Annotated in this window: 14 protein-coding genes; all 14 read right to left on the bottom strand. The window is 37.6% G+C overall.

Annotated features, from left to right (window positions below; genetic code table 11):
- Positions 1-4 precede the first annotated feature (4 nt).
- Entirely contained in the window at positions 5-163 is a 159-nt protein-coding gene (locus AN957_RS27755) for a hypothetical protein (protein WP_156341145.1), read from the bottom strand.
- 453 nt (positions 164-616) lie between these two features.
- Positions 617-814: a hypothetical protein gene (locus AN957_RS13455; protein WP_053476002.1), complete on the bottom strand. Its 198-nt coding sequence runs from the start codon at positions 812-814 to the stop codon at positions 617-619.
- A gap of 73 nt (positions 815-887) precedes the next feature.
- The gene (locus AN957_RS13460) at positions 888-2273 is read right to left on the bottom strand and encodes an NAD(P)-binding domain-containing protein (protein WP_056684618.1); all 1386 of its coding nucleotides are present in this window, start codon (positions 2271-2273) and stop codon (positions 888-890) included.
- Positions 2274-2304: 31 nt separating this feature from the next.
- On the bottom strand, positions 2305-3369 hold the full coding sequence (locus AN957_RS13465; protein WP_056684620.1) for a flavin-containing monooxygenase: 1065 nt from the start codon (positions 3367-3369) through the stop codon (positions 2305-2307).
- A 52-nt stretch (positions 3370-3421) separates the two neighbouring features.
- Positions 3422-3871, bottom strand: a complete 450-nt coding sequence (locus tag AN957_RS13470) for a MarR family winged helix-turn-helix transcriptional regulator (RefSeq protein WP_056684623.1) — start codon at positions 3869-3871, stop codon at positions 3422-3424.
- A gap of 144 nt (positions 3872-4015) precedes the next feature.
- Entirely contained in the window at positions 4016-4819 is an 804-nt protein-coding gene (locus tag AN957_RS13475; RefSeq protein WP_056684626.1) for an arsenite methyltransferase, read from the bottom strand.
- Between the two features lie 106 nt (positions 4820-4925).
- The gene (locus AN957_RS13480; RefSeq protein ID WP_053476007.1) at positions 4926-5417 is read right to left on the bottom strand and encodes an arsinothricin resistance N-acetyltransferase ArsN1 family A; all 492 of its coding nucleotides are present in this window, start codon (positions 5415-5417) and stop codon (positions 4926-4928) included.
- A gap of 747 nt (positions 5418-6164) precedes the next feature.
- Complete coding sequence (locus tag AN957_RS13485; protein ID WP_056684629.1) at positions 6165-6602, bottom strand: GNAT family N-acetyltransferase; 438 nt, start codon at positions 6600-6602, stop codon at positions 6165-6167.
- A gap of 27 nt (positions 6603-6629) precedes the next feature.
- On the bottom strand, positions 6630-8870 hold the full coding sequence (locus tag AN957_RS13490) for a poly(ethylene terephthalate) hydrolase family protein (RefSeq protein WP_053476009.1): 2241 nt from the start codon (positions 8868-8870) through the stop codon (positions 6630-6632).
- Positions 8871-8997: 127 nt separating this feature from the next.
- On the bottom strand, positions 8998-10155 hold the full coding sequence (locus AN957_RS13495) for a sensor histidine kinase (protein WP_053476010.1): 1158 nt from the start codon (positions 10153-10155) through the stop codon (positions 8998-9000).
- Positions 10152-10865 (bottom strand): response regulator transcription factor, encoded by a 714-nt coding sequence (locus tag AN957_RS13500; RefSeq protein WP_053476011.1) that lies wholly within the window; start codon positions 10863-10865, stop codon positions 10152-10154. Before AN957_RS13500 ends, AN957_RS13495 begins: the two co-directional genes overlap by 4 nt.
- Before the next feature lie 215 nt (positions 10866-11080).
- Complete coding sequence (locus AN957_RS13505) at positions 11081-11755, bottom strand: response regulator transcription factor (RefSeq protein WP_245637787.1); 675 nt, start codon at positions 11753-11755, stop codon at positions 11081-11083.
- Complete coding sequence (locus AN957_RS13510; RefSeq protein ID WP_056684632.1) at positions 11670-13928, bottom strand: ATP-binding protein; 2259 nt, start codon at positions 13926-13928, stop codon at positions 11670-11672. Before AN957_RS13510 ends, AN957_RS13505 begins: the two co-directional genes overlap by 86 nt.
- Before the next feature lie 83 nt (positions 13929-14011).
- Entirely contained in the window at positions 14012-14821 is an 810-nt protein-coding gene (locus AN957_RS13515) for a CPBP family intramembrane glutamic endopeptidase (RefSeq protein ID WP_056684635.1), read from the bottom strand.
- Between the last annotated feature and the right edge of the window lie 428 nt (positions 14822-15249).

Raw genomic sequence — 15249 nt, forward strand, 5'->3', positions numbered from 1 at the left:
CTATTTAAGTAAGCATTAAAATCAAAATTATCCGATGTTCCAACATTATTAATTTCGGTATCTTTCCTAAATCGAATAAGGTATCCTTGTCATTTTCTAAATTCACTACACGAACATACAAATCCAGCCCATTGTTTTCAAAATCAATTAGTCCGATATTCATAACTTTTCACTTTTCTTCAATATTAGAAATTATTTTAAAGTATTCTGTGAAAAGTACCTAAATCCTTCTTCACCCTTACTCTTTAACGAAATTCCAAGAATGACTATTTAACTCCTTCTTTGTTCAACAATCTGGACCTATTGTGGAACAAGAATAAATCCTGCATATTCAACACAGAATTTTTAATCTAGGTGCAATTACTACATTTCACTCCTTCCCTTGGTAGCTTTTATGAAGATGGAGTACTTATCGTCCTATCGTAATATGGGGGTGAGCAATGATAAAAATGCTCCCTGTATAAAATGATTGGGTTGGCGCTGTCAGCTGTTTCGTTGGAGTTTCGGTTATGTTGTTTGCCCCCGTCATTAAATACTGCTGAAGTAACTGGGGCTTTTGTAAAAAAATCCCAATTTCTCTTTATAATTCATAGGTAAATTGGGATTTTTATGATGGTCATCCTTGTAATTCCTTATAGGCATTCAAAAATTGTTTGAACGTTTCTCGTCCCATATTTTCTTCTTGACTATTAAACAAGCGCTTAAATGTTTGCTCTTTCGCTTCATCCACAGAACATCCACAAGCATTCATAATTAATTTTATATATGAAATAAAGTATTCTTTCCCCAGAGTTCCTGCATGATTAATGGTCATTTTATTTTCCCCCATCACTCGATAATCTTTATTTTATATGATATAGGGAAACAATGAGTTTCCCTATATCAATTTAATTACATGACGTTGAATTATCACAACCAGATTTTTTCTCGTTAAAGTTTACACTACACACACCAGTTTCAGGTAAATCCAATTCCACTTTTTCTGCAGATTCAACATCCCCACTAAGATAGGCTACAATTGATCTTACCTGTTCGTATCCTGTCGCCATTAGAAATGTTGGAGCACGTCCATAGCTTTTCGCTCCAACTATATATAGATCTTTTTCGGGCTGGCGCAATTCCTTTTCTCCATGTGGCCGAACGGTTCCACAACTGTGGATATTCGGGTCGATAAGTGGAGCTAATGCTTCAACACTTTCCGTAGCTGAGTCAATTGCTATTCTAACTTCTCCTAAAATAGTTAAATCTGGTCGGCTCCCTGCATTTACAATTATCTCTTCAATCCCATTAAGAATGCTTTCCTCATTATCCTTATGTCCTTTAATCATTATTCCTTCCTGAGTTTTTCTTACCTCTTGGATTCTAAAAGGAGTAACTACCTTAATCTTCTGTTCATCTACTAAACTATGGATACGACTTCCTAATTCACCGCGTGCAGCTAATGCATCCTTTTCTTCTCCACCATACGCATCTTCAACACGCTTCCTTCTCATTATCCATATAATTTCCGTTTTATCATACGTCTCCTTAAGTTTTGCTAAATCCAATAACGCATTTATAGCTGAATGTCCACCTCCAACAACTGCAACACGTTTATTAGCATAACGTTTCTTTTCTTTTTCTAATATATTGGGGATTCCGTAAAATACTTGTTCATGGAGTGATTTTTCCTCATTAAGCCACACCCCACTTGAAGTAGCTGGATTTGGATTCCCCCAAGTTCCCGTTGCATCAATTACAGCTCTTGCCTCAAACGTTTTATATGTTCCATTAGATTCTGTATGAATAATAAAAGGGATATTTTCTCGATTAAGTGTTTTCATTTTATCTGTATCTTTTTTACCAATAGATACAACCTTAGTATTTAATTGAATATAAGGCTGAAATTCGCTAAGATTTGAAAGTGGTTCTAAATATTGTTCTACGATTTCTTTCCCTGTTGGCAATTTTTCTAATTCTGGATGTGTCCAATTATTCTGTTCCAGTAAACTCTTTGCTACTTTATCAACGTTATAACGCCATGGTGAAAATAATCGGATATGGCCCCAAGTCAATATGTTTGCACCTACTTGACTGCCACTTTCTAATAAGATAAACGTCTGCCCCCGACTAACTAAATGAGCTGCAGCAGCCAAACCAACAGGACCGGCGCCAATAATAGCTACTGGTAGTTTTTCTTTTTCATTATTATTTTCTGACTTAGTGTTAAGGGATCTTTCTTGTGGAGCACAAAATCCGTTTACATTTACTAATAGATTATTTGAATTTGTCATTTTCCTTCTCCTCTTTTCTTTATGCTATATTTTATTTATGAGTTTCTATATAGGCTAACAGTTTTCTAACAACATAACGTGCATCAGAACCGACTCCTCTTAATGTTGCAGAAGCAAATGATCGTTGACCTTCTATTCCTACATAATAAAGTCCTGGAGTAGAGCTACTTACACCCCCTGCATGCATTGGGTTTCCTTCTGCGTCAAGAGCCTCCACTTCCAATAAATACGGAAAATTACTTCGGTATCCAGTTGCAAATATGACCGTATCCACCGGTTCTTTTGTTCCATCTGCCCAAATCACTCCTTCTGAAAAAAAAGAAGTAAACATTTGCTTCTGATCCGGTTTTCCATTATCTAATGGTTCTTTAAAATTTCCTGAATCAATAACTGAATCTGAAGTAGGTACCGTTTTGCCGAACTTCCAAAATGGAAAAGTATCAAAACCAATAATTCTAAGCCAAAAATGCAAGTCTCTACCTAATATTTTTTGACTAACTATTTTGACCGGGTGACGTACAGCTAACGTAGTATTACTTACATCTGCCAATTCAATTGCAATTTGTACTGCAGAATTTCTACTACCCACCACTACAACCCTTTGATTAGTAAAAGCTTCTGGTGTTAGGTAATCTGCTGAATGTATGGTTCTTCCCATAAATAACTCCTGTCCCTTTATAGAAGGAGTAAATGGATTATTGAATGATCCTGTCGCATTTATGATTGTTTTAGATTTATACTTACTACCTGATGCTGTTTGTATCGTAAACACATGGTTTTCTTGTACTACAGATATTACCTTCGAATTCTTTACTATGGGTAAATTAAAATATTTTTGATAATCTTCAAGATAGCTAATAACTTCTGACTTTGTCGGGTAACGTTCAGGCTCCCCTGGAATTTTCATACCCGGTAAAGATGAAAATCGTGCTGGCGAAAACAATTTGAGACTGTCATAATACTTTGGCCATGAGCCAGCAGCCCTTTCTTCTGATTCTAAAATCAAAAATGGTAATTTACTTTTTTGTAAATGATATCCCGCAGCAAGACCGGCCTGACCTCCACCAATTACAATAACATCCCAAATTTTATTCATTTGATCCTCCTTGAAATTTATTTGCAAATTACAAGTATTTATTTTGAGGTTTTCACCTCAATGGAATAGCACAACAATTGTTTGTTTTTACCATAGCCTCATTTAATAACTTAATGGACCGAATTACTGTCTCTTTCTCAAACTCATTCATGTGAGAAAAAACATCATTCAAGTAAGTATTCATTTGCTGATCAATCGTTGTCGCGACAAATTTCCCTTCAGTTGTAAGTGATAGGATATAGACTCTTTTATCTTCCGGGAGTGGAGTCTTTTTTACCAAATTCATTTTTACTAATGATTGGACTTGGCGACTGAACGTAGTAATATCAGTTCCTAATGCTTCTGCAACTTGCTGCATGGACGGATTATGCTGATTATCAATTTCATAAAGAATATGGCTATGGATGATTGAAATATCAAAGCCACCTACGCTGCAACAATTTTTATCTAATAAACCAAAGCGTCGTGTCATAATCTGAAACATTTCACGGAGATTTTCCACTATTTTCTACCTCCTTTGTATTAAAACATCAATGAGTTGTAATAAATAAATTCTATTGGAAAGAAAAACACGAGCAAATTCAGGTAAGTTTACCCCATTTCCACTCGTGTCAGGGTAAGCTATTTACTAATTATCTAAATTTAATTACTTAACTGCTGTTATTATTGCAGAAAGAATATACTCTTCCACATTATGATCTGGTGCCCACTCTTTGATGAATTCTTTTGATTCATCTTTTGGAATAATAGCTATATTCTTAAAGCCAGCCTGATTGATTAGATCAGCAAGATTATCAACCGTAGATGCTCCTGAGATGCATCCTGAATACAATTGGATATCAGCTTGTAGTTTTTCTGGTAACTCAGTTGTCATAACAACATCGGAAATTGCCAATCGACCACCTTCTTTTAAAACACGATATGCCTCATTAAATACTCTTTTTTTGTTTGGTGATAAATTGATAACACAGTTTGAAATAATCACATCCACGGAGGAGTCAGCAACTGGCAGGTTTTCTATTTCTCCTAATCGAAATTCCACATTATTAAATTGACTTTTCTCAGCATTGTTTCTAGACTTGGTAATCATTTCTGGAGTCATATCGACACCAATTACCCTACCTTTATCCCCTACTTTTGGTGAGGCCAGGAAGCAGTCAAAACCTCCGCCACTACCAAGGTCAAGAACAGTTTCCCCTTCTTTTAATTCTGCAATTGCTTGAGGGTTTCCACAACCTAATCCCATGTTAGCTCCGTTTGGAATATTTTTTAATTCTTCTGTCGTGTAGCCCATTTTTTTGGAAATTTCTTCAATAGAAATGTTTTGATTTTCTTCTGGTGTGCAGCAACTCGGTGCACAACAATTATCATTACTAACTACTCTTAATGCAATCTCTTTATAATTTTGACGAACATTATTACGAATTTTATCGTTTTGCACTTCACTCATAATAAACCCACCCTTTAATAAATTTTATCTAAATTGTATTAATCGCTGTTATTTTAGTAAGCACTTCTATTTTTTATAGTAACTAATTGTAAATTGCAACTATTAATCAAACCAATAACTTTTCCATGGCCATTACATCTACATATTTCCCATCAAGTATTCCTTGGTTTTCAAATATACCAACTTCACGATACCCTTTTTTATGATACAAACTTTGCCCCAACTGGTTAAATGGAAATGTGAAGAGCACTATTTTATGAAAATCATTTTCTTTAGCACATTCCTCAATTGCTGTAAGTAGTAATTTTCCAATGCCTTTTCCCCTGTATTCTCTTGCAACGTATACAGACAAATCTGCTACACCTGCAAATGCACACCTATTATTATATTGGTTTAGCGATGACCAGCCGATAATATTCCCCTCTTGCTCAGCTACAAGTACTTTGAAGCGACCTTTATGGTTGTTAAACCATTCTTGCATGTATGATAAATCCTTTGTTTCCGTTTCTAAAGTTGCGATTCTGTCTTCAATACCCTCGTTATAAATGTTAAGTATAGAACCGATATCCTTTATAAATGCATCCCTGATTATAGTCATCCAATCCCCCTAACTAGTGCAAAATTTTCTTTTTGCTTATAAAAAATATACATTAATAATTTGCAATTTGCAAGTATTGTTTTTAGATAATTCGATAAAAATGAAAATGTGTAAATATGAATTTAGAAGTGTGAATAAGGAAGTTTTATAGGTATCTTTAAATTTCAAGTATTTTTATGCTAATAATTCTTAATATAATTTGCTAACAGGAGTATACGCAAAGAAAGAATTAATTAATATGTTTTGGTTAAGACTTTGAATAAAGATAAACCTGTTAAATTAATATCTTTCTTTTATTAGCAAGTTTGTAGGTACTTTTATGTCATTTCATATAATAGTAGGTACTTTTGTGTCACTCGTCAACGGTTGACATAAAAGTACCTACGATAAGTACGGCTATATCAGCGCTTTAATTAGTGTAGACGGTCGGCGTCCCGAGCGACATCAAAAGGATCCTTTTATCTTTATTCCTTAAAATTTAATGCTACATAAAAAAAAAGACCAGATACACACTTTTAAATGTGAATCTGGTTATAAATTTTGAAGACTTAAAACTGCTGCAACTGGTGTTTTGAACACTTTATTAGCACCTAGCACAATAATGAATTCTAAACTCTAAATATAAAAGCACATTCACAGATAACCATTTCTTTGAGTGTAACCCTCTTCTTTTATTTAAACAAATTGCTAGATTTCTCATAAACTAAACAATTTTAAAAGCCCTCTAGGTATAAGTTGCTTTTCAAACTAAAAACTATATTTTGCTAACATTTCTCCCCATGGAGCCATTCCTACTTCTTCAAAACCTACACTTGCATATAGTCTTCTACTCTGTTCATTTTCAGGTTGGTAGCCAAGCCATATGACGTCCGTGCAATCATCTCTACTCCCAATGTCTTCTATAATTAGCTTCATTGCGTTCTTTCCATATCCATGTCCTTGAAAACGCTCATCAATCATAAATCTATATATCCAGTAGTTTTGATCGTCTGAATCTATCCCATACATTGCGAAACCTATTAGCTTCTCTTCACAATAAATTGATTTAATCTCTAGCTGTGGAGAAAATTTACTTTCTGCAATTGAATATAAATTTGAAGCGATAAAACCTTGCTGCTCCTGCTTTAACTTCAGGTTTATACACTCTTCCCAATTATTTTGGTCAATCAATCTTAAACTAATCAAATTTAAATCCCCCAATTCATATTCACATCATTTTTCATTCCTAATACCAATATTATTTATTAAAACCTTCCCCTGCTTCGTTAAATTAAAATGAAAATGTATTTTTGCTAATTTCAAAGAATCAAACTGAGGATTCACGTCCTTAAAATCATTTAATAAAAAAGCGTAATGCTGAAATACCGGTTCTGTAATATTGCCTATATTAGAAAAAGGTCTTTTCAGCAATCTCCCCTTTACTGCTGGTGGTAATTTGGAAATATGATGAAGAGGCAGACTTGCTTTTTCACCGTCGCTATCTTCTAAAGTGATTGTAAAATCAATTAGCTTTTCTTTTTTCACTGCCTTTCCATCATTTGCAAGAGAAAATACTATAGAATCATTTTTCTGTAACTCAATCCCTTTATCAGGCAGTGTCACTGTGTAAGATGCCGGAGGGGAGTCATTTGATTCCCAACCTAAATGCACAGCACTGTAATCAGCCTCTTTTAATTTCATTTTGACTTTTTCTTCTTTCCATTCCTTTAAATTTTCACCTGACAGTTTGCCGCCTGGGACAGTGGTTGTGTTTAGATCAATATCTTCGTTATACGCAGCAATTAAAGATGTTTGTGAATCGTAATAATTATTGATATACAGCGTGTCAGGAAGCCACTCTTTAGCATAACCTAAATCTTTAAATACTTCTTTGTATTGTTTCTTTTCTTTCAACGTACTATCTAGAAAAGCCGATATCAATACTTTAGCGATGGTTTCTTGCTGATCGCGCGGCATAATTTGTTTTAGATTAAAGAGTTGGTTAGCTGTTCCAGCTCCATCGCGTCGTCCCCATTCTTCATTAAATTGTCCATGATTAGCTCCATAAATATAGACGGAAGCATTCATATAATCTTCCTTATTAGTGTAGGAAATCCGGTTTTGCTGATTAGTGCTGTCAAAGCTGTTTACATCCATATCATGCGCCCCTTGCAGTGCCAAATAATTTACGTTTTTTAACGGAATGGGTTTTCCAGCAGGTAAATATAGACCATCTATTCCAGCAATAGAAATGAGTGAGCGGATAGAGAAGTTATAATCAAATTGAATATTTCCGTTATTAGGCGGGTGTTGCATTTCGTTAAAAGCAGCTGCAATCGCAATAGCTTCTCCACCTCTGGAATGCCCGATCAATGCAATTTGTTCCATATCCACCTTTTGATAAAATAGATTATTTTTAGTACTATTCCATTCTTTCCACGTCTGTAAATGTTCCAGTAATAATAAACCTCTCGCTGGACTCTCATTCACTAGTGGACTGACCAAAAACAAATCATTGTAAGGTGAAGCGTTTAGAAAATTCTCATCTATAGATACGACTATATAGCCTCTGCTCGCAAGAAGGTTCCCTAAATATTCGTAACCTGTATCAGAGTAATCAGTCATTAAATGGTTTCCATGAACAATCATTACTAAAGGAAAATCTCCTTTTCCTTCTGGGTACCATACATGCCCATTTAACGGCATTGTATCAGGTCCAAAACCAAGTGTTCTAGTGCGAATAGAAGACCACTTTTCTACATAATCGCTAGCATCTACTGTTTTAGTTAATAGAGAGTTTTTTTGGTTAAATTCTTCCCGATAAGTATTTGGACTACCGTAAGTGAGCTTCATAACTGGATAGCTGCCTGGTTTCGCTGGATTATTAAGCAAGGCCTTGTCATACCGATTCGATGTTTTCAGCTTCTTTAATACAACTTCTGGAGTGGTCGCTTCCCCAGGGTGAATCAGCCAAAAACTCCATACGCCTATGCCGATAGTCAACATAAATAAACAAGTGAGGACGCTAACTTTTTTAATTCTTTTTGCATTTCTATAACTGCCCTTTAACCATTTGTATAGTAGTGCACCCCATAAGGAAACGGCAACCGCTACTATTAGAATAAATGGGATAGCTAAATTTAAAGGGCCGAAAAAGCAGAACAAGAGAAATATAAGTGAACTAAACAGTACCCATATATAACGGCTAGGAATTTTTTTGACTCCATATAATAAGAGAGTGATAACCCCACTTAAGAGTGCTACGAATAAAATAAATATAAGTATTCCAATAGTGAAGTCTAATAAACTGCGCTGATCTAATAAAAACTTTCCTTGAATCAAAATAAGTAGAAATGCGAAAGTACCTATAGAAATGGCTGCACCTTTCCAGCCAAATGACAATGGCTCAATACGCTTTCGTTTTGCATATAACTCTCTAACAAAATATGTGAGTTTCTTTTTTAATACTTCCAATTTTCATCCCCCTACCTACAATCTTTTAAAAAACACTCTATTGTAGGTTACAGGATAACTCTTTCTACTTGCTTTCATCTGTCTTTCAATAATCTTACATTTATGCATGTATATTTAGAAAAATAAATTAGTTGGATGCTAGAGCATGTTTTGGCAAGAAAAGTATGAAATTTGTCCCGCCATTCGATGTCAGCGTAATATTTCCACCGTGTTTTTCGATAACTTGTTTGGCAATCGCAAGTCCTAACCCTGTACCACCATCGCTCTTGCGCGACTGATCCCCGCGAACAAAAGCATCAAATATGTTATCTTTAATAGCTAGTGGAATGCCCACCCCGTCATCTTGAATATAAATTTTAACGCCTTTTACCGTTGTCGAAAGCTTCAATTGCACGGTTGTACCTGGTGGATTATATTTTAATGCATTCGAGAGAATGTTAGATATAGCTCTGTATAACCATGTATAGTTAAATGGAAAATTGATTTCGCCTTTAGGGATATCAAATTGAAAGATAAATTTTTTTTCTGCAAATACTTCGTAATATTCTGCAGCGATTTCTCTTGTGAATTCGGCTATATCATCTATTTGAAAGTTAAAAGGATACTGAGGGCTATCCAGTTTAGATAAAGCAAAAATGTCGTCAATAAGTATTGATAGAAGCTCTGCTTTATCAGAGATTAAACGTAAAATTCGCTGCCGTCGGTCGTCTTCATTAATTAGCCCTAATTCCATCGCTTCGATATAACCTCTAATTGTGGTAATCGGTGTCTTTAGATCATGAGAGAGGTCCACAAGCATACGTTGCTTGTTTTCCTCTAGGTGTTGCTTTTCCTTTTTCATTCGTTCTAGTTTTTCTGCCATGGTGTTAAAATCGTCTTGGATTTGGGCAAGTTCATAACTTGCTTTAAATTTTAGTCGTTTATTGTATTGACCACGAGCAATGTCTTGGATGCCATCTGCAATTGAACGAAGTGGCGTGGTAAGCCTGGATGCCGTCCATTTTCCAAAAATATATACAGCAATCGTCAATAAAGAGAGAAAGAGAAGAAGAGTCTGCAAGAGCATTTTGTAAAAGTCCTGTTCGTGGTTTTGATTATCCTGACCATCCATAGTGTTAACCGTTTCAGATAGAACTGTATCGTTTTCATGGGTAATGTCCGCAAAATAATTAAGAATCTGCTCATTTAATAAAAACAATGAAAAGGCAGCAATAAGAGCAATTATAATAAAGAAATAACTATATGTAATAATTAACATCCGCTGAAGGCGATTCTTTGATTTCATGGAATCAGCTCATCTTTCTTGGCAAACCGATAACCAAGTCCGCGAATGGTTTTTATATATACCGGTTTCCTAGGACATTTTTCAATCTTTTCACGAATTCTGCTGATTTGAACCATTATTGCATTGTCATCTGCGATATAATACTCATCCCATGCACGTTCAAAAATTTGTTTTTTTGTAAAGACCCGTCCCGGTTCACTCATCAAGAGTTTTAACAGTTCATATTCTCGAGCACTGAGTGGAATCGGTTTGTCTTTGATATATAATACACATTCGCTGTGGGACAAAAGTAAATGCCCTAACTTCAGGTGAGAGGGCTGTTGAGCAGAAAATGAGTCATTAAATTCATAAAACCTCCGTAACTGGGCTTGAATTCTAGCAATTACTTCTAAAGGACTAAATGGTTTAGAAATATAATCATCTGCTCCTAATTTCAATCCTGTTATTTTATCGAAGTCTTGGCTTTTGGCTGATAGTAAAATAACAGGGATTTTATATTCTTGACGGATCATTTGCAGCAATTGGTAACCATCGATGTTTGGCATCATTATATCAATAATAGCAAGGTCAATCGCGTGATTTTTCAACTCATCGAAAGCTGTTTTGCCATCTAACGCTTCTAATGTAATATATCCTTCCGCTTTTAAGTAAAGTTTTAACAAGTCTACAATATCAGGATCATCATCAACTATCATTATCGTTTTGACCATAGTCTATCCTCCTTCACATTTCATTTAATGGATTCTATTTCTCAATCTTCAATTCCTTTTAGATGTGTGTATTGTAAGATAAATGAAAGATTAGTAGATATCTGAACTGAACATTTTTTTTAAAATTACCCAAAATTGAATTTCAATTCACCATCAACCCGCTACGCCACAAAATTGACATTATAATTAAGGGCGGACTCCCTTCTATGCCAGTTTTAGTCATACAAGCGTTCTAGCAATCCTATCTCATAACCCTTTGCTACTGCTCCAACCCTCGTCTTCACATCAAGTTTTCGGTTAATAGCAGCCATATGATATTCTACCGTGCGCTGGCTCATCGCTAACTCCCTAGCAATTTCCTTATTTGTCTTCTCCAGTGCGACTCGCTTTAGTACTTTCTTCTCTGTCGGTGTCAATTGGTCAGCTCTCGGTAATATAGTCATTTTCTCCGGTACAATCCGCAGCCCAAGCATACTCTGCCGGATGGCGTTTATAATTTGTGGATAGGTCGCCTGTTTAGATAAATAAGCGTGAATTCCTATCTCATACGCTTTATGCACATACTCATCGTAGACATAACCTGACAGCACGATCAACTTGATTGCCATATCGTAAGTCCTCTTTATTTCTACTGCCAAGTCGAACCCCGTCATACCTGGCATTGAAATATCAATAATGGCGACGTCCGGCTTCAGAGCACCGATACGTTTAAGCAACACGTGCGGTTCATTGAATGTCCCTACGACCAGCATATCCTGCTCACGCTCCAGCCGATTCTTCAATCCCTCCATGACAAGCGGATGATCATCTAGTAATAACACCTTGATTGGTTGCTCCATATTTTGCTTCACCTCCCTGTTTCGGCAGCCTAATGCGCACAATCGTTCCACGTTCAGCTTCTGAATCAATTTCGATGTCTCCTCCAAATTGGGCGATTTGACTGCTGATCGTGACAAGTCCGAATCCTTGAGAATCGGACCGAATCCCGCTCACATTTGCTGGATCGAATCCAATGCCGTTATCGATAATTTGTCCGTAGAACGCATCATCCATCTCCCATAACCGAATCTCTAGCTTCTGTGCCCTCGCATGCTTGACCGTATTATTAGCAAGTTCACGCACAATGCGAAATAGCGTCATCTTGTATAACGAAGGCAACGTAACGGGCAGTTTGTTTTCCAATTTGATAGCAGGGCCTCCATTCTCCTTAACTGTGCGTGCGAGCCAGAGCAGCGCTGCATCTAGCCCTGCCTGATCGATGATGTGCGGGTATAAATGATCACACAGCATTCGGATATCGCGTTGCGTATCATACAAACATTTCAACCAGACGGCAGTCAACTGCTTGTCACTTTGTTCGGTATCGTGTAATTCTTCTAAATCGCGTGCAAGAAAGATTAGGTTCTGCAAAACATGATCATGCAAGTAATATGACATTCGAACCCGCTCTGCCTGCTGTGCCTCAAGCATTTTGAATTCCGTGGTTTCCTTTGGTAACCCACTTTTCGCTTCTCGTAAATCGTCGAGTAGGGCAGCACCCATTAGTAGACGGACGGTTTCCAGCCTTACTTTGTCGATTAAGCCGAGCTCTTCTGGTGTAAAGGATGTATTATTCTTTTTTGAACCAAGTCCCAAATAGCCAATGACCATTCCGTCTGGCTGCACAAGATCCATCACTTGTGCAAAAACACTCAGGTCGGATTGACGGAAATGGGTTAACTCCCGCATCTCGACAAATGGCCCTGTTCCATAGAAAATTGGTTCACTTCCCCGCTTCCAAGCGAAGCAAAGTCCCTCAATGTCTGTCACACTATGGACAAGCTCTGTTGGCATTCGTAGTAGATCACGGCTATTTCGATGCTCGGCGAACCTTATCGACATCTCCAAGCGCTGTCGTTCCAGACGATTTTCCCGTTTCTCCCGCTGCCGTTTGAAGTTATCAAGGCCGATTCGATGCAGCCATGTCAGGCCAACGAACGCGCCACACAATGTAAGTGTTAGCAAAGATGCACTAGAACGGATAAGAGCCGCAATCAGGATTGTCGCAAGCCCAACATACAAACCATGAATAACTAAACTGGGAAGATAGAAGCGGATGTCGAGCAGCTTTTGTCTAGTCCACAGCCATAGTATGGAAGCAGGAAGGATAACGAGACCGGCCAATGTCATATCTGGCAACGCTATGTATTCCCCCCATAGCAGGTCGGGGAGTGCATACAGAAACAGGTAGGGCATCAGGCCAAATGTCAACGCGGTAACAAATGTCAGCAACCGGTTTTTTTCAGCTCGATCCATCCCGCGCCAATATACGATAGCAATTACTAATATGGCAAGTAATGTACCAATCAGAGCTGCATTAAGAGCGCTTCGGGTCCACCCTGGGATGTCCCCCAGCGAGAAAACCAGTAAAGCGTATACGGCGAATAAGGAAGCCAATACCCTGTAGGCAGCCATCACTAAACCAATCCACCCTGGGACCGTACGAAACACGAAGGCAACGAAGAAGGCAAACAGCAGGTAAGGCAACCAACTTGCAACGACAGGCAACATCAGTCCAGTTAGCACCATCTCTGTCGAATAGACCGATAGCAGCGTCGCCGCCATGAATACGTTTAATGCATAAAAGCGGCGCACCATATAGGACTCAGGCTTGTTCCGATAAGCAGCCAGTCCGATAACGAGTAGCGACAGTTCCGCGCAGGCTGCAAACAAACTCTTATACAAATCTGGCATTCCTGCGTCGATGCTCAATTCGAAGCGACTCAAACCCTCACGCTCAAATTCAAGTGCCCCCAATCGCTTCAAATAAGCACGATCACCGAGCTTCATCACTTCTGGTTTTTGGCCGTCAACTGACAGAAGTCTGTCACCGATATGGACGTTCTCTCTCGCTTTACCGGCCGGATCGATGGATGTAACGACCCAGGTGCCCCCATCTTCGCGGAACATTAAACCAGTATATGGGTTTTTTAATGTGATGGCATGAATATAGACCGCAACAAGCAGGAATAACAAGGCTGAGCTGTATACTGCCAAATTATATTTGTGTGCAATTTCCGGCAAATTGCATCACCTCTCTTCGAATGTAATACTCTAAAAAATCAATAAGTCGCTCATAAAAGCTAAGGTACATAACAAACTAGGGCTTATCGCACACCAACCAAATACATATTAATCATTCCCCATAAAAAATTGACGAACAGATGCAGCAAGATAGCCCCATAAATATTTTTCCGCAACTTGACTAAGATTTCTTCCGGGATAATTACAGCTAACGGAACGTACGCCCAGTTGATTGGTGCTTGCCACATATGATAGAACTGAAAAATAATCGCAATCCATAGCCAGTCAAGTTTGAGGCGTCCAACCTTACGGAGTAAATAGCCTCGAAAATAAATTTCCTCGCCAATAAAGTTGCCAATTAGGCCAATTAGCAACAACAGCAAGGGAAAGTTCGGGTCGTAATACCCTTGATAAAAAACATGCCATTCCCCCATATGGAAAGCTGGGAATCCATTCAACCATTCAAACAACGGAGGATAGACGTATTTTACATAAGGCAACGCTAAAAACGTGAATAGAATTGTCAAAATCGGAAAGATGAGCAGCAGCCCTTTCAAATCAAGTCTGGCAAAACCTAAGTATACGAACGATTCCTTGAATGAGAGTCCGTCCTTATAACGCAGCATCAGGAAAGGAACAAGCATATGCCAGCCAGCGCTCATTAGGACGAGAACATATAACTGCACATAGTGAGCTGATAAGCCGGTCCATGCCATCATCAACTCTCGAAGCGGATAGATGAACAAATATGCAATCAGACCGGGTAACAAGCCAAGAAACAAGTAGAAGGAGATTTCTTTCTTTGTCTTGGCTTCAAACTTACGCACAAAACCGACATAGTTCGGATCGGACAAGTTGAAAAAATTAACAAATTTATAGTAGACCTTGGACATGACAACATCCCTCCATACAATCTCAAAATGAGTGTTAATCCCCTTAGTACACTCATTGATCATAGCGGAATTCGCTGTCAACAGAATCCGTATTGGCCGTCAACTTTCAGTTTTCCCACGCATTATTTTTGCGTGTTCACGCAAAGAACTGTATCGCTCTATTGTTATGCTCAAACTTCGTTCAATAAATTGCTACCAAGATTAATACTAATCACTCTCCATTAATTATATTGAAAATATTTACAAAATCGCCAAATAAATTAACAAGATATTAATGACTATAGTTTATTTTTAAAACTTGCCACAGGATAGCGCCATTTTGCTGAAGGTCAGAACTATAAAAGTATAATAAGAAATAGATTAGTCCTTGTTGAACTAACGCACTAGTTAGTTCAAGAAAAAAGGATGAAGTTTACTTCATCCACTTG

The sequence above is a fragment of the Cytobacillus solani genome (assembly GCF_001420595.1).
In the GTDB taxonomy this organism is placed as follows: domain Bacteria; phylum Bacillota; class Bacilli; order Bacillales; family Cytobacillaceae; genus Cytobacillus; species Cytobacillus solani.

Excerpts from the sequence above, each read along its gene's own strand:
- AN957_RS13455 (WP_053476002.1), bottom strand. The coding sequence starts at position 814 with ATGACCATTAATCATGCAGGAACTCTGGGGAAAGAATACTTTATTTCA.
- AN957_RS13500 (WP_053476011.1), bottom strand. The coding sequence starts at position 10,865 with ATGGTCAAAACGATAATGATAGTTGATGATGATCCTGATATTGTAGAC.
- AN957_RS27755 (WP_156341145.1), bottom strand. The coding sequence starts at position 163 with ATGAATATCGGACTAATTGATTTTGAAAACAATGGGCTGGATTTGTAT.
- AN957_RS13495 (WP_053476010.1), bottom strand. The coding sequence starts at position 10,155 with ATGAAATCAAAGAATCGCCTTCAGCGGATGTTAATTATTACATATAGT.
- AN957_RS13465 (WP_056684620.1), bottom strand. The coding sequence starts at position 3,369 with ATGAATAAAATTTGGGATGTTATTGTAATTGGTGGAGGTCAGGCCGGT.
- AN957_RS13460 (WP_056684618.1), bottom strand. The coding sequence starts at position 2,273 with ATGACAAATTCAAATAATCTATTAGTAAATGTAAACGGATTTTGTGCT.
- AN957_RS13475 (WP_056684626.1), bottom strand. The coding sequence starts at position 4,819 with ATGAGTGAAGTGCAAAACGATAAAATTCGTAATAATGTTCGTCAAAAT.
- AN957_RS13515 (WP_056684635.1), bottom strand. The coding sequence starts at position 14,821 with ATGTCCAAGGTCTACTATAAATTTGTTAATTTTTTCAACTTGTCCGAT.
- AN957_RS13480 (WP_053476007.1), bottom strand. The coding sequence starts at position 5,417 with ATGACTATAATCAGGGATGCATTTATAAAGGATATCGGTTCTATACTT.